This window comes from Pseudacidovorax sp. DMC4 (assembly GCF_056314265.1).
On the sequence record NZ_JBQUYR010000019.1, the window covers coordinates 1 to 21,839 of the forward strand.

20 protein-coding genes are annotated in these 21,839 nt (G+C 69.8%); 11 read left to right on the forward strand and 9 right to left on the reverse strand.

Translation table 11 applies throughout. From position 1 onward, the window contains the following. Positions 1-353 precede the first annotated feature (353 nt). From ACT54X_RS26400 to ACT54X_RS26430, 7 genes are all read right to left on the reverse strand, one after another. Positions 354-1,523 carry an ABC transporter substrate-binding protein gene (locus ACT54X_RS26400; RefSeq protein ID WP_294377995.1) on the reverse strand — a complete coding sequence of 390 codons (1,170 nt, stop codon included), beginning with the start codon at positions 1,521-1,523 and terminating at the stop codon, positions 354-356. Between the two features lie 33 nt (positions 1,524-1,556). Continuing rightward, positions 1,557-3,389 carry an AMP-dependent synthetase/ligase gene (locus tag ACT54X_RS26405; RefSeq protein ID WP_294378005.1) on the reverse strand — a complete coding sequence of 611 codons (1,833 nt, stop codon included), beginning with the start codon at positions 3,387-3,389 and terminating at the stop codon, positions 1,557-1,559. Positions 3,390-3,548: 159 nt separating this feature from the next. Continuing rightward, a complete protein-coding gene (locus ACT54X_RS26410; RefSeq protein ID WP_294378003.1) occupies positions 3,549-4,340 on the reverse strand; it encodes an ABC transporter ATP-binding protein in 792 nt (263 codons plus the stop codon). A 112-nt stretch (positions 4,341-4,452) separates the two neighbouring features. Next, the gene (locus ACT54X_RS26415) at positions 4,453-5,271 is read right to left on the reverse strand and encodes an ABC transporter ATP-binding protein (RefSeq protein WP_294377991.1); all 819 of its coding nucleotides are present in this window, start codon (positions 5,269-5,271) and stop codon (positions 4,453-4,455) included. Then, the gene (locus ACT54X_RS26420; RefSeq protein ID WP_294377988.1) at positions 5,268-6,344 is read right to left on the reverse strand and encodes a branched-chain amino acid ABC transporter permease; all 1,077 of its coding nucleotides are present in this window, start codon (positions 6,342-6,344) and stop codon (positions 5,268-5,270) included. The genes ACT54X_RS26415 and ACT54X_RS26420 overlap by 4 nt, the downstream gene beginning before the upstream one ends. Before the next feature lie 3 nt (positions 6,345-6,347). After that, a complete protein-coding gene (locus ACT54X_RS26425; protein ID WP_294377985.1) occupies positions 6,348-7,223 on the reverse strand; it encodes a branched-chain amino acid ABC transporter permease in 876 nt (291 codons plus the stop codon). Positions 7,224-7,271: 48 nt separating this feature from the next. After that, entirely contained in the window at positions 7,272-8,078 is an 807-nt protein-coding gene (locus ACT54X_RS26430; protein ID WP_476349522.1) for an AraC family transcriptional regulator, read from the reverse strand. A gap of 399 nt (positions 8,079-8,477) precedes the next feature. Here ACT54X_RS26430 and ACT54X_RS26435 point away from each other — a divergent pair, with 399 nt between their 5' ends. After that, positions 8,478-10,136, forward strand: coding sequence for a Vgb family protein (locus ACT54X_RS26435; RefSeq protein WP_294377978.1), 1,659 nt, complete (start codon positions 8,478-8,480; stop codon positions 10,134-10,136). Between the two features lie 147 nt (positions 10,137-10,283). After that, positions 10,284-11,132, forward strand: a complete 849-nt coding sequence (locus tag ACT54X_RS26440) for a 3-hydroxybutyryl-CoA dehydrogenase (RefSeq protein ID WP_294377976.1) — start codon at positions 10,284-10,286, stop codon at positions 11,130-11,132. 62 nt (positions 11,133-11,194) lie between these two features. Here ACT54X_RS26440 and arfB read toward each other — a convergent pair whose 3' ends face one another. Further along, a complete protein-coding gene (gene arfB / locus ACT54X_RS26445) occupies positions 11,195-11,608 on the reverse strand; it encodes an alternative ribosome rescue aminoacyl-tRNA hydrolase ArfB (protein WP_294377972.1) in 414 nt (137 codons plus the stop codon). A 172-nt stretch (positions 11,609-11,780) separates the two neighbouring features. Here arfB and ACT54X_RS26450 point away from each other — a divergent pair, with 172 nt between their 5' ends. From ACT54X_RS26450 to ACT54X_RS26470, 5 genes are all read left to right on the forward strand, one after another. Beyond that, the gene (locus tag ACT54X_RS26450) at positions 11,781-12,599 is read left to right on the forward strand and encodes a crotonase/enoyl-CoA hydratase family protein (RefSeq protein ID WP_058640835.1); all 819 of its coding nucleotides are present in this window, start codon (positions 11,781-11,783) and stop codon (positions 12,597-12,599) included. A 95-nt stretch (positions 12,600-12,694) separates the two neighbouring features. Beyond that, positions 12,695-13,144 carry a MarR family winged helix-turn-helix transcriptional regulator gene (locus tag ACT54X_RS26455; RefSeq protein ID WP_017757148.1) on the forward strand — a complete coding sequence of 150 codons (450 nt, stop codon included), beginning with the start codon at positions 12,695-12,697 and terminating at the stop codon, positions 13,142-13,144. A gap of 49 nt (positions 13,145-13,193) precedes the next feature. Next, positions 13,194-13,619 (forward strand): organic hydroperoxide resistance protein, encoded by a 426-nt coding sequence (locus ACT54X_RS26460; RefSeq protein WP_476349523.1) that lies wholly within the window; start codon positions 13,194-13,196, stop codon positions 13,617-13,619. A 135-nt stretch (positions 13,620-13,754) separates the two neighbouring features. Further along, a complete protein-coding gene (locus tag ACT54X_RS26465) occupies positions 13,755-14,642 on the forward strand; it encodes an AraC family transcriptional regulator (RefSeq protein ID WP_294377957.1) in 888 nt (295 codons plus the stop codon). Continuing rightward, the gene (locus ACT54X_RS26470) at positions 14,639-15,616 is read left to right on the forward strand and encodes an alpha/beta hydrolase family protein (protein ID WP_476349525.1); all 978 of its coding nucleotides are present in this window, start codon (positions 14,639-14,641) and stop codon (positions 15,614-15,616) included. Before ACT54X_RS26465 ends, ACT54X_RS26470 begins: the two co-directional genes overlap by 4 nt. A 24-nt stretch (positions 15,617-15,640) precedes the next feature. On the opposite strand, the gene ACT54X_RS26475 is transcribed toward ACT54X_RS26470, so the two are convergent. Further along, on the reverse strand, positions 15,641-16,525 hold the full coding sequence (locus ACT54X_RS26475; RefSeq protein ID WP_476349527.1) for a LysR family transcriptional regulator: 885 nt from the start codon (positions 16,523-16,525) through the stop codon (positions 15,641-15,643). Positions 16,526-16,648: 123 nt separating this feature from the next. On the opposite strand from ACT54X_RS26475, the gene ACT54X_RS26480 reads away from it, so the two are divergent. The 4 genes from ACT54X_RS26480 to ACT54X_RS26495 all read left to right on the forward strand — a co-directional run bounded on the left by ACT54X_RS26480 (position 16,649) and on the right by ACT54X_RS26495 (position 21,818). Then, on the forward strand, positions 16,649-18,373 hold the full coding sequence (locus ACT54X_RS26480) for an acyl-CoA dehydrogenase family protein (protein WP_476349529.1): 1,725 nt from the start codon (positions 16,649-16,651) through the stop codon (positions 18,371-18,373). A 60-nt stretch (positions 18,374-18,433) separates the two neighbouring features. Further along, on the forward strand, positions 18,434-19,423 hold the full coding sequence (locus ACT54X_RS26485) for a Bug family tripartite tricarboxylate transporter substrate binding protein (protein ID WP_476349531.1): 990 nt from the start codon (positions 18,434-18,436) through the stop codon (positions 19,421-19,423). 16 nt (positions 19,424-19,439) lie between these two features. After that, positions 19,440-20,570 (forward strand): CaiB/BaiF CoA transferase family protein, encoded by a 1,131-nt coding sequence (locus ACT54X_RS26490; protein WP_354321673.1) that lies wholly within the window; start codon positions 19,440-19,442, stop codon positions 20,568-20,570. A gap of 132 nt (positions 20,571-20,702) precedes the next feature. Further along, a complete protein-coding gene (locus ACT54X_RS26495) occupies positions 20,703-21,818 on the forward strand; it encodes a DUF2855 family protein (RefSeq protein ID WP_476349533.1) in 1,116 nt (371 codons plus the stop codon). The last annotated feature ends 21 nt before the right edge of the window (positions 21,819-21,839 follow it).

Consider the following 21,839-nt stretch of genomic DNA (forward strand, 5'->3'; position numbering starts at 1 on the left):
AGCGAATGCTGGCGGTATGTCGATCTTGCGGTCATGAACCTTCTCCTGGTGAAGGCCCAGCCAGCGTATCAGTCTCTACAACTATCGGTGGTCCAGCCGCAGGGGTTCACTCCACGCAGCGCGAAGCGCGTAGCGAGTTCTGCCGCGGCCCGTTCATCCGAGCACCGCAGCGGAGTCGGCCCGCAGGGCCGACCGACCCCGTATGAGTCCGCGCGCCCTGGGCCCGGCGCCGGCGCGCGCCCCGGACCTCGCCCACCCAGACCAAACCCAGCTCAACCCAACCCAACGCGCAGGTCAGGTCAGGTCAGGTCAGGTCAGGTCAGCTTCAAGCCCAGGTCCATGAACCGCAACCCTCACTCCGCCACGTAATCCGACACGACCTTCCACTTGCCATCCACGATCTGCGACAGCCGCGACGCGTTGTTGCCCAGCCGCTTGGTCGCCGTGAACGTCATCTTGGGCGAGCCGAACATGTCCGGCTCGAAGGTGCTCGCGTCCATGATCTTGATGAACGAATCGGTCGTGAGATTGGCCCCGGCCTTCTGCGCCACCTGCGCGAAGTCGTCCACGATGGAGTAGCCGTAGACCGAGAACACCGTCGGATCTTCGTTGAACTTGGTCTTGTACTTGTTGGCCCAGAAACGGATCTTGTCGTTCTGCTCGTCGGTGTACGGGTTCTGCACCGTCATGGTGGCGTACATGCCGTCCATCGCCTTGCCGCCCAGCTTGTGGATCAGGTCGGTGTAGGCCGCGCTGGAGCCCAGGAAGACCGGATTGAAGCCGGTCTTGCGCGACTCGCCGATGGTGCCGATGGTCTCGCGGATGATCGTGCCCAGCACCACCACCTCGCAGCCGGCCGCCTTCATCTTGGCCACCTGGCTGCTGAAATCGGTCGCGCCACGCTTGAAGCTGGTCTTCTCGGCCAGCTCCATGCCCACGGCCTTCAGGCCGGCTTCGGCACCGCGGTTCACCTCCAGGCCGAACTCGTCATCCTGGTAGATGGTGCAGACCTTCTTGGCGTTCTTCTCCTTCACCATCTTCGGCAGCGCCATGCGGATCTGGTCGTAGTACGTCGCGGCGAAGGAATACTTGAGCCGGTTGAGCGGCTCGTACATCTCGCGCGCCGCCGTGATCGGGAAGAAGTTGATGATGTTCTTGTCGAACTGCACCGGCATCGCCGCCATGTTCTGGGCCGTGCCGATGTGGCCGGCCATGATGAAGATCTTGTCCTGGTTGACCAGCTTCTGCGCCGCCAGCACGGCCTTCTTGGGGTCATAGCCCGAGTCCTCGACATAGAGCTTGAGCTTGCGGCCATTGATGCCGCCCTGCTCGTTGATCTCCTCCACGCGCAACTGCATGCCGTTGCGCGCCTGCTTGCCGAAGCCGGCCAGCGGGCCGGACAGGTCCTGGATCGTGCCGATGCGGATCTCGTCCTTGCTCACGCCCTGCTGCTGGGCATGGGCCAGCGGGAGGCCGAGCGCGAGAAGGGCGACCGAGGTCGCGGCGGGTCGGAAGGTCTTCATGGCTGTCTCCTTGGGTGGTCGGGGCGGTCGGTATCACGCCGCATACATCGCATCGATCTGCGCGGCGTACTTGGCCTGCACCAGCTTGCGCTTGAGCTTCATGGTGGGCGTGAGCTCCTCGTCCTCGGCGCTGAGCTGGGTGTCGAGCAGGAAGAACTTCTTGATCTGCTCGACGCGCGCGAACTTCGCGTTGACGCGGTCGATCTCGCCCTGAATCAGGTCCTGCACCTCGCGGGCACGCGTCAGGCTGGCGTAGTTGCTGAAGGGCACGTCGTGGTCCTGCGCGAATTTCTCGACGTTCTCCTGGTCGATCATGATGATCACCGTGAGGTAGGGCTTCGCATCGCCGATCACCACCGCGTCGGTGATGTACGGGCTGAACTTGAGCTCGTTCTCCAGCTCGCTGGGCGTGATGTTCTTGCCGCCCGCGGTGATGATGATGTCCTTCATGCGGTCGGTGATGCGGAAAAACCCGTCCGCGTCCACCGTGCCCACATCGCCCGTGTGCAGCCAGCCCTCGGCATCGATGGTTTCGGCCGTCTTCTCGGGCTGGTTGAGGTAGCCCATGAAGACGTTGGGGCCGCGCACGCGGATCTCGCCCGTGCCTTCGTCGATGCGCACTTCGTTGTAGGCCGTGGCAGGACCGATGGAGCCGGGCTTGATGCGGTCGGCCGGCATGCCGGTGGAGGCGCCACCGGTCTCGGTCATGCCCCAGACCTCCAGCATGGGCACGCCCAGCGCCAGATACCAGCGCACCAGGTCCGGCGAGATGGGCGCTGCGCCCGTCACCAGGAAGCGTGCGCGGTGGATGCCGATGAGCTTGCGCACGTTGTCCAGCGCCAGCACCCGCGCCAGGCGGAACTGCAGCTTGAGCGCGCCATCGACCGGCTGGCCGGCCAGCACACGGTCGGCGATGCGCTCGCCCACGCCGATGGCCCAGGCATAGGCGGCGCGCTGCAGCGGCGTCGCCTCCTTGAGCGCAATCATCACGCCGGAGTAGAACTTCTCCCACACGCGCGGCACCGCGAGGAAGACGGTGGGCGCGATCTCGCGCACGTTCTCGGGCACCGTCTCGGGGTTCTCGACGAAATTGAGCACCGAGCCCGTGTACATGGCGAAGTACTCGCCGCCCATGCGCTCGGCCACATGGCACAGCGGCAGGAAGCACATGCGCTCGTCGCGCTCGTCCTGCGCGATCAGCGTGTTGTAGCCGCGCATGGCATACACCAGCCCACCGTGGCTGTGCATGGCGCCCTTGGGCTTGCCGGTGGTGCCCGAGGTGTAGATCAGGATGGCCAGGTCGGCGGGCGTCAACTGGCCCACGCGCTCATCGATGGCCTGGGGATGCAGCCGCAGGTGCTCGCGGCCCAGGGCCCGCAGGTCCTGCAGCGACATCACGTCGGGGTCGTGAAAGTCGCGCAACCCCTTCATGTCGAAGACCACGACCTTGCGCAGCCTGGGCAGCTGTGCCCGCACGCCCAGCGCCTTGTCCAGCTGCTCGTCGTCCTCGACGAAGAGCACCGTGGTCGACGAGTCCTCGCACAGGTAGTGCACCTGGCTGGCCGCGTCGGTGGGATAGATGCCGTTGGAGACGCCCGCGCAGCTCAGCACCGCCAGGTCGGCCAGCACCCATTCGATCACCGTGTTGGACAGGATCGACGCGCAGTCGCCGGGCGCGAAGTCCAGTGCCATGAGGCCGTGCGCGATCTCGCGCACAGCGTCGGCGGTCTGTTGCCAGGTCCAGGCGCGCCAGATGCCCAATTCCTTCTGCCGCATCCACACGCGGTCTCCGCGCAGGCGCGTGGCGTTCCAGAACACGGCGGGCAGCGTCTCGCCAGGCACCACGATGTCGGTGCACGGGGCCATGTGGGCCGTGTCCCAGAGGCCCGCAGGCACGCGGGCCGGGCCGGGCGTGGAAGCCGCCGCGGCAGCCGGTGCCGAGGCATCCAGCCCGGCGCGCAGGAAGCCGGCTGCGGCACGGGCGAGTGTGAAGGGCGGAGTGCGCATGGTGCGGGCCTTTCGTCGTCAGCGCCAGGTCTTCTTTTTCTTCCAGCGCCGCTCGCCGCGGGCGCCGGTCTCCTGCATGCCGAGGTAGAACTCCTTGATGTCCTCCTTCTCGCGCAGGCGCTCGCAGCTGTCCTCCATGACGATACGGCCGTTCTCCAGCACATAGCCGTAGTCGGCCGCGTTGAGCGCCATGTTGGCGTTCTGCTCCACCACCAGCAGCGTGGTGCCGCGCTCGCGGTTGATGCGCACCACGATCTCGAAGATCTCCTTGGTGAGCTTGGGCGACAGGCCCAGCGAGGGCTCGTCCAGCAGGATCAGCTCGGGCGCGGCCATGAGCGCGCGCGAGATGGCCAGCATCTGCTGCTGGCCACCGGAGAGCAGGCCGGCATCCTGCATTGCGCGCTCGCGCAGGATGGGGAAGTAACCGAACACCGTCTCCAGGTCGCGCGCCACGCCGTCACGGTCGCGGCGGGTGTAGGCGCCCATCAGCAGGTTGTCGCGCACCGACAGCAGCGGGAACACCTCGCGGCCCTCCGGCACATGCGACAGGCCCTGCTGCACGATGAAGGCCGGGTCGCGCGCCGTGATGTCGTTGCCCTTGAAGTGCACCGTGCCCTTGCGCGGATCGATGATGCCGGAGATGGTCTTGAGGATGGTCGTCTTGCCGGCGCCATTGCTGCCCAGCACGGTGGCGATCTCGCCACGCCGTACCTTGAGGCTGACGCCGCGGATGGCCTTGATGGGGCCATAGGCGCTTTCGACGTTGAGCAGTTGCAGCACGTCCTCGGCCGGCTCGGCGCCCGGACCCATGGGCAGGCCGGCATGCAGGGGCAACGTGGTCGATGCGATGGCGATGCCGGTACTCATGGGCGCACTCCTGGGTGACGCGTGGCGCGTCGGGATTGCGATGCGACAGGCCGCGTCATGCCGCCACCTTCGGCCGCCGCAGGCTGCTCACGTCCTCGGCGGTTCCCAGATAGGCCTCGATGACGCGCGCATCGGCCTGCACCTCGCGCGCGCTGCCCAGTGCCAGCACCTCGCCCTGGGCCATGGCCAGCACGCGGTCCGACACCTTGGAGACCAGCGTCATGTCGTGCTCCACCATCAGTACGGAGATGCCCAGCTCGTGCTGGATGTCCTGGATCCAGAAGGCCATGTCCGCGGTCTCCTCCACGTTCAGGCCGGACGAGGGCTCGTCCAGCAGCAGCAGTTGCGGCTCGGTGCACAGGGCGCGGGCCAGCTCGACCACCTTGCGCACGCCGTAGGGCAGGCCGGCCACCAGCGAGTCGCGGTGGTGCTGCAGGTCCAGCAGGTCGATCACCTGCTCGGCCTTCTCGCGCGCGGCCACCTCGGCGGCGCGCGTGGCGGGCGTGAAGAACAGCTCCGACCAGAAGCCGGTGCGCCGGTGCACATGCCGCCCGATCAGCAGGTTGTGCAGCACCGTCGCATGCTCGAAGAGCTCGATGTTCTGGAAGGTGCGCGCGATGCCCAACGCCGCGATGGCATGGGGCGGCTGGTCGGTCAGCGTCAGCGGCGCCGCGCCGCCATGCCAGGTGATGCGGCCCGTCGTGGGTTGGTAGATGCGACTGATGAGGTTGAACACCGTCGTCTTGCCCGCGCCGTTGGGGCCGATCAGCGTAAACACCTCGCCGCGCCGCACGTCGAAGCTCACCTGGTTGACCGCCAGCACGCCGCCGAAGCGCACGCTGAGGTCCTGGGCGGAAAGCAGCACGTCGCTCATTTCAACCTGTCGGACTTGGTGAAGGACTTCTGCCGCTTGAACATGCCGCGGCGGTAGAAGGGAAAAAGCTGCAGCCAGGCGCGCACCTTGAGCCAGCGGCCGTACAGGCCCATGGGCTCGAAGAGCACGAAGGCGATCAGCACCAGGCCGTACACCAGCCCCTGCAGGCCCGGCGCCTGGCCGATGGCCTCGGGCAGCCAGTCCTTGCTCAGCGCGATGAGCTGCGGCATCGAGATCAGGAAGATGGCGCCCAGGAACACGCCGTGCACCGAGCCCAGCCCGCCGATCACCACCAGCAGCAGCAGGTCGATGGACTGCAGGATGCTGAACTGGTCGGGCGAGAGGAAGCTGATCTTGTGCGCGTAGAGCGCCCCGCCCAGCCCCGCGAGCGCCGCCGACAGGGCGAAGGCCAGCGTCTTGTAGCGCGCCAGGTGGATGCCCATGCTCTGCGCCGAGATCTCCGAATCGCGGATGGCCACGAAGGCCCGGCCGGTGGGCGCGCGCAGCAGGTTGAGCACGCCCAGCGTGCACAACACGGTGGTCAGCAGGCAGACGAAGTAGAAGGCCTCCGCACTGCTGAAGTCGAACCCGAAGAGCCTGGGCGACTTGACGTGCAGTCCCGCATTGCCGCCGGTCAGGCTCTCCCAGCGCGCGAACACTTCCTCCACGATGAAACCGAAGGCCAGCGTGGCGATGCCCAGGTAGATGCCCTTGACCCGCAGCGCCGGCATGGCCACCACCACGCCCACCGCCGCGGACAGAAGCGCCGCCGCCACCATCGCCAGCGGAAAGGGCACGCCCAGGTTGACCAGCACGCCCTGTGTGTAGGCGCCCGTGCCCAGAAAGGCCGCATGGCCGATGGAGAACTGCCCGGTGAAGCCCGCCAGCAGCATCAGCCCCAGCCCGACCACCGAATAGATGAGCACGAAGTTGAGTTGCGCCAGCCAGTACTCGTCCAGCAGCCAGGGCGCCGCGAGCAGCACCACGCCCAGCAGCGAATACCAGAAGCGGTGCCCGCCGTGCTTGGCCAGGTCGATGTCCTGCGCATAGGAGGTCTTGAAGATGAAACGCATGGCTCAGACCTTCTTGCGCAGCTTCTCGCCGAACAGACCATTCGGCTTGACCATCAGCATGGCCAGCACCACGATGTAAGGCGCCGTGTCCTTGAAGCCGTCGGGCAGGTAGAAGCCGGCCAGCGACTCCACGACGCCGATCACCAGCCCGCCCACGATGGCGCCGGGCAGGCTGCCGAAGCCGCCCACCACTGCGGCCGGAAAGGCCTTGAGCCCGATGAAGCCCATGTTTGCATGCACGAAGGTGATGGGTGCGAGCAGGATGCCCGCCACCGTCGCCACCGCCGCCGCCAGGCCCCACACCAGGCCGTTGAGCCGCTTGACCGGGATGCCCATGTAGTAGGCCGCCAGCTGGTTCTGCGAGCTGGCCTGCATCGCGATGCCCAGCTTGCTGTAGCGGAACATGGCAAACAGCAGCCCGCACAGCACGGCCGTGGCCGCGATCACCACCGCCTGCTCCACGTTGACCACCAGGCCGCCCAGGTTCCAGACCTGGTCCTTGTAGGGCACGGGCAGCATGTGCGTCTCGGTGCCGATGCCGGGCACCATGGTGATCAGCCCACGCGCCACATAGCCGATGCCGATGGTCAGCATGACGATGGAGAACTGCGGCTGGCCCAGGATGGGCCGGATCACCACCAGCTCCAGCAGTGCGCCGAAGGCCACCAGCGCCGCCACGGCCAGCACCGCGGCCAGCCAGAAGGGCAGGCCCAGCAGCGTCATGGCCGCAAAGGCCGCGAAGGCGCCGAGCATCATCAGGTCGCCCTGGGCAAAGCTGACGGTCTCGGTGGCCTTGTAGATGAGCACGAAGCCCAGGGCGATCAGCCCATAGATGCAGCCCTGGGCGATGCCCGAGAGCAGGAGTTGCAGGACCTGCATGTGCGCGCGGCGTCCTTCGTCGCGGGATGGGGCGGGGGCGGCGCGCGCTCAGGCCGCGGCCGGCCCGTGCGCGTCCATCACGGCCAGGCGGCGCGAGCCCGCGACGATGTCGCTGGGCGTGAGGCCGTAGACCTGCCGGATCGAATGGCTGAAGTGGGTGGAATCGGGATAGCCCGCTTCCAGCGCAATGTCGGTGAGGCTCGTGCCCTGGTGCACATAGCGCAGCAGGCTGCGCGCGCGCTTCCAGGCGCGGAACACGCGAAAGGGCACGCCGACCTGGTCGCGGAACAGGTGCAGGAAGCGCGAGAAGGACAGCCCGACCGACTCCGCGCAGGCCTCGGCGGCCAGGGCTTCGGCCGGATTGGCGCAGATTCGGGCGATCACCTGGGCGATGCGCGCGTCCAGCCGCCGCGGCACGAGCGCCTGGCCGAAGAAGAGCTGGTCGAAATCGGCAGGCGCGGCGGCTTCCCCCTGGCAGGCTGCCAGCAGTTGGGCATGGGCCACCCGCACGCGGCGGAGCATGGCCTCGTCATGCACCGCCCCGCTGCGCTGCAGCAGCGGTGGAAGGGCATCGGCATCGACCGACTCGGCCTCGACCACCACGTTGAAGACCTGGGGCTCAGGGCTTTCGACGCGATGGGGCATGTGCGGCGGCACCACCAGCAGCTCGCCCGACTGCCAGGCGCCGCCATCGATGCTCACGCGATTCGGCAGGCCGCGGGGGGACACGTACACCGCATGGCCACCCAGGCTGCGCGAGCGCGTCGCGCCCAGCAGCCCCGCGTAGAAGACGCGCTGCGCCGTCAGCCACATCACGCGCTCGCCTGCGGCGCGCGCTGCCCTGCTGGTGTGCATTCCCGTGTTTCCTCCTGGTAGAAGGTGCGGCCCCGTGGCGCCTCGGCCAGGGTGCGAAGCGGCTCCCGCCGCGGCCTCACCCGGGAGCCCGTTCGACGGGAAGCGCGCGCCATCGTAGTGGCGTGCCTGGGCGCTTGGAAGCGGGCGGCTCGAGGGACTTACCCTAGGGCGCATGGACATGTCTCCAACAGGTTTGAAGCCGGGGCTCTGAAGGCCCGGTCGTGGATGCGAGGGTAGGCAGCGGCCCGCGCGTGGCGCTTGCGGCAACTGGCTGCCGGCCTCACCCGGACATCGGGACTGACCCGGGGAGCGGACGCTTGTCCCTCGCGTGACTGCGGGCAGCCCGGGCCCATGCACAGACTGCGCGCCGATTCACACAGCAAGACGGAGACACGCACCATGACCTTCTTCCGCATGCGGCGGGGCGCACGCGCGCTCGCATTCGCCACCCTTCTCGGCGCGGGCATCGGCCTGGGGCTGGCGGGCTGCGCTTCGGGGCCCACGCGGCCCGCGGCCTGGTCCGCACCGCAGGCCCTGGTGGCGCCCTCGCCCTTTGCCGGCGTGCATGGGCTGGCCGTGGATGGCAAGGGGCGGCTGCTGGCCGGCTCGGTGGTCGGCAACACGATGTGGGAGGTCGACCGCCGCACCGGCCAGGCGCGCGTCTTCATCGATGCGCCCGAAGGCCAGGCCGACGACATCGCCGTTGGCCCCCGCGGCGAACTGGCCTGGACCAACTACCTGATGGGCATGCTGCGCTACCGCGAGCAGGACGGCGCGCCGCTGCAGGTGCTTGCCAAGGACCTGCCGGGCCTGAACTCGCTGGACTTCGACCGCCGCAGCGGCAAGCTCTATGCCTCGCAGGTCTTCCTGGGCGATGCGCTGTGGGAGATCGACCGCAGCGGCCGCAACCCGCCGCGCCTGATCCGCAAGGACCTGGGCGGCTTCAACGGCTTCGAGGTGGGGCCGGACGGCCTGCTCTACGGCCCGCTGTGGTTCAAGGGCCAGGTGGTGAAGATCGATCCGGCCAGCGGCGCGCTCACCGTCATCGCCGACGGCTTCAAGATCCCGGCCGCGGCCAACCTGGACGGCAAGGGCAACCTGTGGGTGGTGGACACGCGCACCGGCGAGCTGGTGAAGGTGGCGCTGGCGGACGGACGCAAGACCGTCGTGGCGCGGCTCGAGCCTTCTCTGGACAACCTGGCCATCGCGCCGGACGGCACGGTCTACGTCTCCAACATGGCCAACAACGCCATCGACGCCGTGGACCCGGCCACCGGCACACGCCGCAGGCTCACGGGCAGCCCGGTGGCGGTGCCGGCCGGCCTGCGCATCGACGGCCGCACGCTGTGGGTGGCCGACGTGTTCGGCTTCCGCGAGGTCGACACGGCCAGCGGCCAGGTGCGCGACGTCTTCCGCATGCAGCGCGACCCGGCGCTGGAGTACCCCTTCGCGGTGGGCGTCTCGGCCAGCCGCTTCGCGCTGGCCTCGTGGTTCACCGGCACGGTGCAGGTCGTGGACCGCACCGACCGCCGCACGCTGCACACCCTGCACGGCCTCAAGGCACCCTACGACGCCCTGCCCCTGGACGACGGCAGCGTGGTCTACACCGAACTGGGAGCCGGCACGGTGACGCGTGCCAGCGGCCCCGACTTCGCGCAGCGCACGGTACTGGCCAGCGGGCTGCAGGGTCCGCTGCAGCTGGCGCGCGATGGCGCCGGCCAGCTGTACGTGAGCGAGGCGGCCGGCCGCGTACTGCGGCTGGTGCCGGGCGCCGCGCCGGTCACGGTGGCCTCGGGCCTGGCCATGCCCGAGGGCCTGGCCTTCACGCCCTGGGGCAGCCTGGTGGTGGCCGAGACGGCCGCGCGGCGCCTCATCGAGATCGACATGGCGAGCGGCAACCGGCGCACCGTCGCAGAGAACCTGCCCATCGGCATGGCGGGCGGGCCGGGCATGCCACCGCCCTACGTGCCCACCGGCGTGGCCGTGGGCGAGGACGGCAGCATCTACTACGCGGCCGACCGCGACAACGGCATCTACCGCATCCGGCCGGCGCGATGACCGCGCATGGTGCGGCCCTGCCGGGCCGCACCGCGCGTGGGCCTGCGCCTGTGCAACAGCCCGGCCGCCCATGGGCCGTTAGCATTGCCCGTTGATCCTTCCGCCTCTTTTCCTTCCCTTCATTTCCAATCTTCGAGGAGCGAATCAATGGACATCCAGACCGTGGGCATCATCGGCGCCGGCACCATGGGCAACGGCATCGCGCAGGCCTGTGCCGTGTCGGGCGTCAAGGTGGTGATGGTGGACATCAGCCAGGCCGCCGTGGACAAGGGCCTGGCCACCGTCGCGGGCAGCCTCGACCGGCTGATCAAGAAGGAGAAGCTGACCGAGGCGCAGAAGGCCGACGCGCTCAAGCTGATCCAGGGCTCGACCAATTACGACGACCTGAAGGCCGCGCAACTGGTGATCGAGGCCGCCACCGAGAACCACGAGCTCAAGCGCAAGATCCTCAAGCAGGTCGATGCGCTGCTGGCGCCCGAGGTGATCGTCGCGTCCAACACCTCGTCCATCTCGATCACGCAGCTGGCCGCCGACACCTCGCGCGCCGACCGCTTCATCGGCATGCACTTCTTCAACCCGGTGCCGATGATGGCGCTGGTGGAACTGATCCGCGGCTACCTGACCAGCGACGCCACCCATGACGCCGTCAAGGCGCTGGCCCTCAAGCTGGGCAAGCAGCCCATCACCGTGAAGAACGCCCCCGGCTTCGTGGTCAACCGCATCCTGGTGCCGATGATCAACGAGGCCTTCTTCGTGCTCGCCGAGGGTCTGGCCACGCCCGAGGACATCGACGCCGGCATGAAGCTGGGCTGCAACCACCCCATCGGCCCGCTGGCCCTGGCCGACATGATCGGCCTGGACGTGTGCCTGGCGGTGATGGAGGTCTACCTGGAGGAATTCGGCGACTCCAAGTACCGGCCCTGCCCGCTGCTGCGGGAGATGGTCGCGGCCGGCCAGCTGGGGCGCAAGACGGGGCGCGGGGTGTATAGCTACTGAGGCTGCGCGATCGGCGCGCGGCGCGGTCTGCCAGCCTCTCGCGCGCGCCTACGAAACCGAGCTCAGGAGGCATCGAGGCGCGAAGCGCCTTTGCCGCGGCCCGACTTGATCGTGGCGCGCAGGGCCTTCGAGGCGAGCCGGCGCTGGGTGGACGCGAAGGTCGGCTTGGTCGCCCGGCGCGACCTGCGCTCGATGGCAGCGGCGGCGACGATCTCTTCCAGCCGGCCCAGGGCCTCGGCCTTGTTCTGGTCCCGGCTGCGCGAGGACTGGGCCTTGATGACGATCACCCCATCCTTGCTGATGCGCTGGTCCTGACGTTGGAGCAGCCGCTCCTTGACCGCCTCGGGCAGAGAAGAGCGGCGGATGTCGAAACGCAGGTGGACCGCACTGGACACCTTGTTGACGTTCTGCCCGCCCGGCCCCTGGGCGCGGACGGCGGTGAACTCGATGTCGCGGGGGTCGATGGTGAGAGGCATGGCGTGCGGCCAGTCTAGGGGAAGCGATTCAGGCGTGCGGCGGCCGTGGACCTCGGCGGCTACGGGCGGTGCGCGTGGTGGCAGCGGCCGTCGTCTGCGCGACCCCGATGCGCGCGCCGATGCCCTATGTTTCGCGGCTGGAGACAGACAACCCCCCCGAAACGCGCCCACCATGGACATCCAGACCCCCGCCCCCCCGCCCGAAGGCTGCATCAGCTGCGAAGTCGTCGACACGCACATCCTGCTCATCGGCATCAACCGTCCGGCCAAGCGCAACGGCTGGACGCCGCGCATGTTCCGAGAGCTGGCCGAGGCCTACACCCGGCTCGACGACGAGCCCGAACTGCGCGTGGGCGTGCTGCATGCCTTCGGCGACCACTTCACCGCCGGGCTGGACCTGCCGCAGGTGGTGGAGCACCTGCGCCGCGGCGAGAAGCTCGCGCCCATGGGCCTGGTCGAGCCGCACGACTTCGGCCTGCCCGGCTACCGCCGCCGCACCAAGCCCATGGTCGCGGCCGTCAAGGGCATCTGCTACACGGTGGGCATCGAACTGATGCTGGGCGCCGACATCACCGTGGCGGCCGACGACTGCCGCTTCTCGCAGATGGAGGTGCAGCGCTGCATCCTGCCCACCGGCGGCGCCACGCTGCGCATGCCCGAGCGCGCAGGCGTGGGCAATGCGCTGCTGCACCTGCTCACCGCCGACGAGTTCGATGCGGCCGAGGCCTACCGCTGCAATTTCGTACAGAAGGTGGTGCCGGCGGCCGAGGTGCTGGACGCCGCTGTCGGCATCGCTCGCCGCATCGCCGCGCAGGCGCCGCAGGCGGTGGTCGCCACGCGCCTGAACGTGCTCAAGGCCATCGAACTGGGCCAGGCCGCGGCCGTGGCCGACTTCGGCCCGGTGCAGCAACGCCTGCAGACGACGGAGGACGCCGCCGAGGGCGTGCGCGCCTTCGTCGAAAGGCGGCCGGCGCGCTTCACCGGCCGCTGAGGGCGCGCCAGGGACAGGGACGACTCCCCTGTCCGCGGCATGGTCTTGCGCGCAATTGTTTTGCGTGCAATTTAATTGCGCGCACAATCCGATCCATGCCCAAGACGCCCACCACCGCCGAACTGCTCAGCCTGGACAACCAGCTGTGCTTCGCGCTGTATTCGGCGTCGCTGTCCATGACGCGGCTGTACAAGCCGCTGCTCGACGAGTTGGCGTTGACCTACCCGCAGTACCTCGTGATGCTGGCACTGTGGGAGGCGGATGGCGTCACCGTGTCGGACCTCGGCACCCGGCTGTCACTGGACTCCGGCACGCTCACCCCCTTGCTCAAGCGCCTCGAAGCGACCGGCTACCTCAGCCGCATGCGCGACGTGGCCGACGAGCGGCGCGTGCTGATCCGCCTGACGGCCGAGGGCCGGGCGCTGCGGGCCCGGGCCGTGCAGGTGCCGCAGTGCCTGCTGGCTGCCAGTCAGTGTTCGCTGGAGGAGCTCTCGCAGCTCACCCGGCAATTGCAGGCGCTGCGCGACCGCGTGTCCGCCGCCTGATCGTTCCTTGCCTCCCTTTCGTTTTCCCACCCAACCCAGGAGAAAGACCATGACCCACAAGCTCGAAAAAGTGCTCTACACCGCCCAAGCCCACACCACCGGTGGCCGCGACGGTGCCAGCAAGACCAGCGACGGCGCCCTGGACGTGACGCTGAGCTCCCCCGGCTCCGGCAAGCCGGGCACCAACCCCGAGCAGCTGTTCGCCGCCGGCTATTCCGCCTGCTTCATCGGCGCCTTGAAGGCCGTCGGCCCCAAGGTCGGCGTGAAGGTGCCCGATGACGTGAGCATCGACGCCAGCGTCTCCCTGGGCCCGATCAAGGGCGGCGCCGCCTACGGCATCGCGGCCAAGCTGGCCATCACCCTGCCGGGCCTGGACGCCGAGCAGAAGAAGAAGCTGGTCGATGCCGCCCACGAGGTGTGCCCGTACTCCAACGCCACCCGCGGCAACGTCGAGGTCGAGCTGTCGATCGCCTGATCGACGCACTCGCCTTGCGATGAAAGACGCCACCTTCGGGTGGCGTCTTTTTTTCGCCCGGCATGCGCCGCCAAAGCCCGCATTTGCGCAAACCCGGCTAAGCAGCGCCGTCGCCGGGCCGGCACACTGGCTGGCATGACAACCAGCCGCGCAGAGACGCGATACAGGGAGCGGGTCGCACGGGTGGTGGCCCACATCGTGGCGCATCCGATGGCAGAGCATCGCCTGGACGAACTGGCGGCCATGGCGCACTTCTCGCCCTGGCACTTCCACCGCATCTATGCCAGCGTCACCGGCGAGAGCGTGGCCGCGACCGTGCGGCGGCTGCGGCTGGCGCAGGCGGCCCGCCTGCTGCAGGAAGGCACTCAGAGCGTCACCGACATCGCGCTCGCCACGGGCTACGACAGCCCGCAGGCTTTTTCCCGCGCCTTCAGCCAGTTCACCGGCCAGCCGCCCAGCGCCTTCCAGCAGGCGATGCAGCGCCTGGCGCGCGGCGCAAACACAGCGGCGGCACCGTCCGACGGTCCGGCAGAAGCGAAGGATGCCCCCGCGCCATCGGGCATCGTCCAGATCGTCGAGTGGCCGGCCCAGCAGGTCCTGGCGTTGCGCCACCAAGGGCCCATCGCCATGATTCCGCACACCCAGCGGCGGCTGCACCTGCTGCTGGGCGAGGCCGCCGACACCGTCTGGCTGGGCATGGTTTGCGACGACCCGGCTGGTCCGCAGGCGGGGCTGATCTACCACGCTGCCGCAGCACCGGGAATGCACGGCACGTCCTGCCACGCCGAACTGCAAGCACTCACCATTCCCGCCGGCCTCTACGCGCGCCACCGACTGGCGGGGCCCTACACCCGCATCAGCGCCGCCTTCGACGCCCTGTATGCCCGCTGGCTGCCCGCCAGCGGCTACGAGCCGGACGACCGGCCCGCGCTCGAGCATTACCTGAATTCGCCGCGCAACGCCCTTCCGGCCCAACTGCGCACCGACCTGCTCATTCCAATCCGCCCCGCCGACGACCGATGAAGCCCCTTCGCCCCGCGCTATTCGCCCTCCTCTTTGCCCTGGCCGGCGCCGGCAGCCAAGCGGCCGGCCTCGCGTTCATCAATGTGCCTGCCGATGCCGACGGACCCGCCTTGCAGGGCACGGTCTGGTCGCCGTGCGCCACACCCGCGGCGGACATCGTGCTCGACCCGCTCGTGGTGAAAGGCGTGCGCGACTGCCCGGTGGCCGGCGACCGGCTGCCGCTGGTCGTGGTGTCGCACGGCACGGGCGGCTCAGCCATGGGCCACCACGACACGGCTGCCGCACTGGCCGATGCGGGCTTCGTCGTGGCCGCCATCGCGCACCCGGGCGACAACTTCCGCGACCTGAGCCGGCAGGCGCGGCTGTCCATCTTTGCCACGCGTCCCGTGGACATGCGGCGGCTCGTCGACCACATGGTCGGGCGCTGGCCCGGGCATGCGGCGCTGGACCCGCAGCGCATCGGCATCTTCGGCTTCTCGCGCGGCGGCTACACCGCCCTGGCGCTCATCGGCGCACAGCCGGACTGGACGCTGCGGCGCGACCTGTGCCCGGCCGGATCGACGGTGCCGCTGTGCCAGGAGGCGGCCCGCGGCGACGTGCCGCCGCCGCCCTTGCCGGACGCCCGCATCCGGGCCGCCGTGGTGGTCGATCCGCTGAGCGTGTTCGCTGCCGCGGGGCTGAAGAACGTGCGCGTGCCGGTGCAGCTGTGGGCCTCGCAATTCGGCGGCGACGGTGTGACGCCCGAGAGCGTGACCGCCGTGCGCGACGGCCTGCCCACGCCGCCGCAATGGCAGGTGGCCGAGGGCGCGGCGCACTTTGCCTTTCTGGCGCCATGCTCGGCCGCGTTCACGCGCATGGCGCCCGAGATCTGCAAGGACGGCCCCGGCTTCGACCGCGCGGCCTTCCACCAGCGCTTCAACGCGGCGGTCGTGGCCTTCTTCCGCCAGCAGCTGGCCACACCCGCGTCGCGCTGATCGTCTCGGCGGTCCAGCAACCCTTCAACCCGGCGCTCCGTCCTCCATCAGCGCCAGCAGGCGCTGCGCATGCACATGCGGCGGGCCGCGGCGCCAGATGGCGTGGGCCTCGGACTGGCCTGAGGCCTCGGTCAGCGGGCGGAAGACCACGCCGCGCAACCCGGCGCGCTGCATGGCGGCCGGCACCAGCCCCACGCCCAGGCCTTCGGCCACCAGCGCCAGCACGGCCAGCCAGTGGCGCACCTCGTGCCGCACCTGGGGCACAAAGCCGGCGGCCACGCACAGGTCCAGGATGCGCCCGTGGTAGTCGGGCGAGGCTTCGCGCGAGAAGAGCACCAGCGTCTGCTCGCGCAGCGCCGACAGCGCCACCTCGCGCCGGCGTGCCAGCGCATGGCCGCTGGGCAGGCAGCAGACGAAGGGCTCGCGCACCAGGAGCCGCTGCGCCAGCTCGTCGGGAATGCGACTGGTGTGGATGAAGCCCAGGTCCAGCTGGTCGTGCTGCAGGCGCGCCGTCTGCTCGGCCGAGTTGAGTTCGGTCAGGCTGAGCTTCACGCGCGGATGCGCCGCCTGGAAGCGCCGCAGCGCCTGCGGCAGGCCGCGGTAGAGCATGGCGCCGACGAAGCCCACCCGCAGCCGGCCCGCCGAGCCCTCGGCCACGTCGCGCACCTCCTGCGCGGCCTCGGCGGCCTGGGCCAGCAGCCGGGCGGCCGAGGCCTGCAGCGCCAGGCCGGCCGGCGTGAGGCGCACGGCCTTGCTGGTGCGCTCGAAGAGGCGCGCGCCCAGGCGTGCCTCCAACTGGCGGATGGCAACGGACAGCGGGGGCTGCGAGATGGCCAGCCGCTGCGCAGCGCGGCCGAAGTGCAGTTCCTCGGCCAGCACGGCGAAGTAGCGCAGTTGCCGCAGGTCCATCGATAGCTCCTTCGAATGGAACATGTGTCAAACGATATTAGACCTGCATGGATCGGCTCCGAACAATGTGGGGAAAGGCTGGTCGCGGTCGCCCCGCGACGGCCCCCTCAGGAGACACGCGCCATGCCCGACACCCGCCCACCCGCGGCCGCCGCCGCCATTCCCGACCGCCACGGCCAGAACCTCTACACCGCCGATGTCGAGCTGCAGCGCCTGCTGGCGCTGTACCTGCCCGCGCCCTTGCTCGCGCACCTGCAGCCGCACCTTCACCGGCTGGGCGCCCTGGCCGGTGGCCCGCTGGACACCCTGGCCGCCACCGCCGACCAGAACCCGCCCACGCTGAGCCTGCGCAGCCGCACCGGCCAGGACGAGCAGCGCATCGTCAAGCATCCGGCCTATGTGGAGATGGAACGCCTGGCGCTGGCCGAATTCGGCCTGGGCGCCATGTCGCACCGTGAGGAGACGCTGGGCTGGCGCGGCAAGATGCCGCCCGCGGTCAAGTACGCGCTGACCTTCCTCTTCGTGCAGGCCGAGTTCGGGCTTTGCTGCCCGGTCTCGATGACCGACTCGCTCACCCGCACGCTGCGCAAGTTCGGCAGCCCCGAGCTGGTGGCGCGCTTCCTGCCGCGGCTCACCTCGCTGGACTTCGACGAACTGGCCCAGGGCGCCATGTTCATGACCGAACAGGCCGCCGGCTCCGACATCGCCGCCACCGAAACGCGCGCCTGGCAGGACGAGGCCGGCCAATGGCGCTTGTCGGGCGACAAGTGGTTCTGCTCCAACCCCGACGCCGACTTCGCCATGGTGCTGGCCCGCGCCGACGGCGCGCCCGCGGGCATGAAGGGCGTCTCGCTCTTTCTGCTGCCGCGGCGGCTGCCGGACGGCGCGCTCAACCACTACCGCATCGTGCGGCTCAAGAACAAGCTGGGCACGCGCTCCATGGCCAGCGGCGAGATCCGGCTCGACGGCGCCGTCGCGCACCTGGTGGGCGAGGCCGGCCGCGGCTTCGTGCAGATGGCCGACATGGTCAACAACTCGCGCCTGTCCAACGGCGTGCGCGCCGCCGGCCTGATGCGCCGCGCGGTGGCCGAGGCCGAGTTCATCGCCCGCGAGCGCCGCGCCTTCGGCCGCACGCTGGCGCAGATGCCGCTGATGCAGCGCCAGCTCGACAAGCTGCGCGTGCCGGCCGAGCAGGCCCGCACGATGGTCTTCCAGACGGCGCGCACGCTGGAGCGCTCCGACGGCGGCGATGCGCAGGCCTATGCGCTGCTGCGCATCCTCACGCCGCTCATCAAGTTCCGCGCCTGCCGCGATGCACGGAAGGTGACCGGCGACGCCATGGAGGTGCGCGGCGGCTGCGGCTACATCGAGGAATGGAGCGATCCGCGCCTGGTGCGCGACGCGCACCTGGGCTCGATCTGGGAAGGCACCAGCAACATCGTGGCGCTGGACGTGCTGCGCGCCATCCGCCGCGAAGGCTCGCTGCCGGTGCTGCGCGCCCATGTCGCCGGATTGCTGGCCGAGGCCGGGCACGCGCTGGCGCCCGCCTTCGTGCAGGCGCTGCGCCATGCCATGGACCGGGCCTGCGCGCTCGCCGAGACCGCCACGCAGGACGGTGGCGACGTGCTGGCACGGCAGGCGGCCTCGGCCCTCTACCACTGCACCAGTGCCACCGCCATGGCCTGGGAGTCGGTGCGCACCGGCTCGGCAGACCGGCTGCGCTGGGCGCAGCTGGCGCTGCTGCACCGCGTGCTGCCGCGCGACCCGCTGACACCCGATGCGCTGCCCGCGGGCTGGCAGGCGATGCCGGCCGCGGCGCCTGCGCCCGCCGTGCAGACGCCCGCCTGACGCGGGCTGCACCGAACCTCTTTCCCGACCCCGATGACCGACAACAAAACGGAGACACGCATGCCCCATCAAGCCCTTCTTCGCCGCCGCCAGTTCGCCCTGGCCGCCACCGCCGCCGCGCTCATGCCCGCGGCCTTCGCACAGGCGCCCTTCCCGTCCAAGCCCGTGATGTTGGTGGTGCCGTTCCCGCCCGGCGGCCCGACCGACGCCATGGCCCGCACGCTGGCTGCCGAGATGAGCACCCGCCTGGGCCAGCCCATGGTGGTCGAGAACCGCGCCGGCGCCGGCGGCAACATCGGCGCCGAGTACGTGGCGCGGGCCGAGGCCGACGGTCACACGCTGATGTTCGGCACCTCGGGCCCGCTGGCCATCAACGTGAGCCTGTACCGGAAAATCGGCTACGACCCCACCAAGAGCTTCGCGCCCGTCATCCAAGTGGGGCACCTGCCCAACATCCTGGTGGTCAACCCCGCACTGCCCGCCAAGGACGTGAAGGAGCTGGTCGCCTATGCCAAGGCCAACCCCAACAAGCTGAGCTATGCCTCGTCGGGCAACGGCGCCTCGTCGCACCTGGCGGGCGTGCTGTTCAACAGCATGGCGGGCACCGAGATCCTGCATGTGCCCTACAAGGGCACCGGTCCGGCCCTCAACGACCTGCTGGGCGGGCAGGTGAGCATGACCTTCACCGACATCCTCACCGCCCTGCCCTACATCAAGGCCGGCAAGCTGCGCGCGCTGGGTGTGGCCACGGCCAGCCGCTCGCGGGCGCTGCCCGAGGTGCCGACCATCGCCGAGCAGGGCTACAAGGGCTACGACGTCAGCGTGTTCTTCGGCATCGTGGCGCCGGCCGGCACGCCGACCGATCGCATCGCGCTGCTCAACCGGCAGTTCGCGGAGGTGCTGGCCTCGCCCAAGGTCAAGCAGTCCTTCGACACGCAGGGCCTGGAGCCCGCGCCCGATACCTCGCCGCAGCAACTGGCCCGCTTCATCGCCACGGAGACGGCCAAGTGGAAGGGCGTGGTCGCGCAGTCCGGCGCGCAACTCGACTGAGGCATCGCGCGCTCCTATGCATCTGCCTTCCCAAGCCGGCGCGCTGGCCGGCATCCGCGTGCTCGACCTGTCGCGCATCCTGGGCGGCCCCTACTGCGGCCAGATCCTGGGCGACCATGGCGCCGATGTGCTCAAGGTCGAGCCGCCCGGCGGCGACGACACCCGCACCTGGGGCCCGCCCTTTCGCGACGGCGTGGCCTCGTACTACCACGGCCTCAACCGCAACAAGCGCATCCAGCACCTGGACCTGACCACGGCCGAGGATCGGGAGCGGATGCTGGCCCTGGTCGCCGAGGCCGACGTGCTGATCGAGAACTTCAAGACCGGCACCATGGAGCGCTGGGGCATCGGCCAGGCCGAACTGTCTCAGCGCTTTCCACGCCTGGTGTGGTGCCGCGTCACCGGCTTCGGCAGCGACGGCCCGCTGGGCGCGCTGCCCGGCTACGACGCCGCGGTGCAGGCCATGACCGGCATCATGAGCATCAACGGCGAGGCCGACGGCGGCCCGCTGCGCGTGGGCCTGCCGGTGGTGGACATGGTGACCGGCATGAATGCCGCGCTGGGCGTGCTGATGGCCTTGCAGGAGCGCGAACGCAGCGGCCGCGGCCAGTTGGTGGAGGCGGCGCTGTACGACAGCGGCCTGGCACTGCTGCACCCGCATGCGGCCAACTGGTTCATGGACGGGCGCGCGCCCAAACGCACCGGCAATGCGCATCCCAACATCTACCCCTACGACGCGCTGCGCACGGGCACCGACCCGGTGTTCGTGGCCGTGGGCAACGACCGGCAGTTCGCCGCCTTCTGCCGCGTGATCGGGATGCCCGACCTTGCCACCCACGCCGACTACGCCACCGCCGGCGCCCGCTCGGCGAACCGCGATGCGCTCAAGGCGGCGCTGGAGGCGCAGATGGCCGCCCTGGACGGCCGTGCGTTGGTCGAGGACCTGATGGCCGCCGGCGTGCCCGCCGCCCCGGTGCTGGATGTCGAAGCCGCACTTCGGCATCCGCACACGGCGCACCGCGGCATGGTGGTGGAGATGGAAGGCGGCTGGCGCGGGCTGGGCTCGCCCATCAAGCTGGACCGCACACCGGCGAGCTACCGGCATGTGCCGCTGACACCGGGCGACCGGTTCGCACCGCGGGACTGAACCCATCGCGCCGCCACCGGCGGCGCGCACCCGCTCACCGCCGTCACCCAGGCGACGGCCTTCGCGCTAGCCCGGTCGCGGGCCGGTCGCACAGCCGCTAAGGTGCGCAGTTCATCGCCACGGACCTGCCCCATGCCCACCACCGACTTCCTCGTCCATCCCATCGAGCTCGGCCAGACGCACCTGCGCGAGCGCGAGGACACCCCGCTCGAACCCGGCCAGGTGCGCCTGGGCATCGACCGCTTCGCGCTGACGGCCAACAACGTCACCTATGCCGCCTTCGGCGACGGGATGGGCTACTGGCGCTTCTTTCCCACCGGCGACGAGGCCTGGCGCTTCGTGCCGGTCTGGGGCTTTGCGCGGGTGCTGCAGTCCACGCATCCCGGCGTGGCGGTGGGCGAGCGGGTGTACGGCTTCTTTCCCACCTCATCCAAGGTCGTGCTGACGCCCGGACGGCTGTCGCCGGAGCGCTTCACCGACACGGCGGCGCACCGGGCCGAGCTGCCGGCGGTCTACAACCAGTACTTCCGCTGCGCCAGCGATCCGCTCTACACCGCCGACACGGAGGACATCCAGGCCCTGCTGCGGCCGCTGTTCATCACCTCGTGGCTGATCGACGACTTCCTGGGAGACAACGCCTTCTTCGGCGCCGCCGAGGGCGGGCGGGCCACGGTGCTGCTCTCGAGCGCATCAAGCAAGACCGCCTACGGCACCGCCTTCCAGCTCGCGCAACGGCCCGACGTGCGCGTGGTCGGCCTCACCTCCGAGGGCAACCGCGCCTTCTGCGAGGGCCTGGGCTGCTACGACGAGGTGCTGGCCTACGGCGAGCTGGACCGCATCGCCGCCGACGTGCCCTGCGTCTACGTGGACTTTGCCGGCAACGGCGAGCTGCGTCGTGCCATCCACGAACGCTTCGGCCGGCTGCGCTACAGCATGGTGATCGGCAACACGCATGTGGACCAGCGCGCGCCCGAGGGCAGTGCCAAGACGCTGCCCGGGCCCCGCGCCACCTTCTTCTTCGCACCGACACAGATCAAGAAGCGCACCGGCGAGTGGGGGGCCGAGGCCTTCGGTCAGAAGCTGGCGCAGGGCTGGCAGGCCTTCACCGCCCGCGCCACGCGGGCCGATGCGCCCTGGCTCCAGGTCGAGCAGCACCGCGGCGGCGCGGCGCTCCAGGCGCTGTGGCCCACGGTGATGCACGGCCGGGGTGATCCGCGCGCGGCGCATGTGGTGTCGCTCGCATCCTGAGCATCACCGAACGAAGCGGGC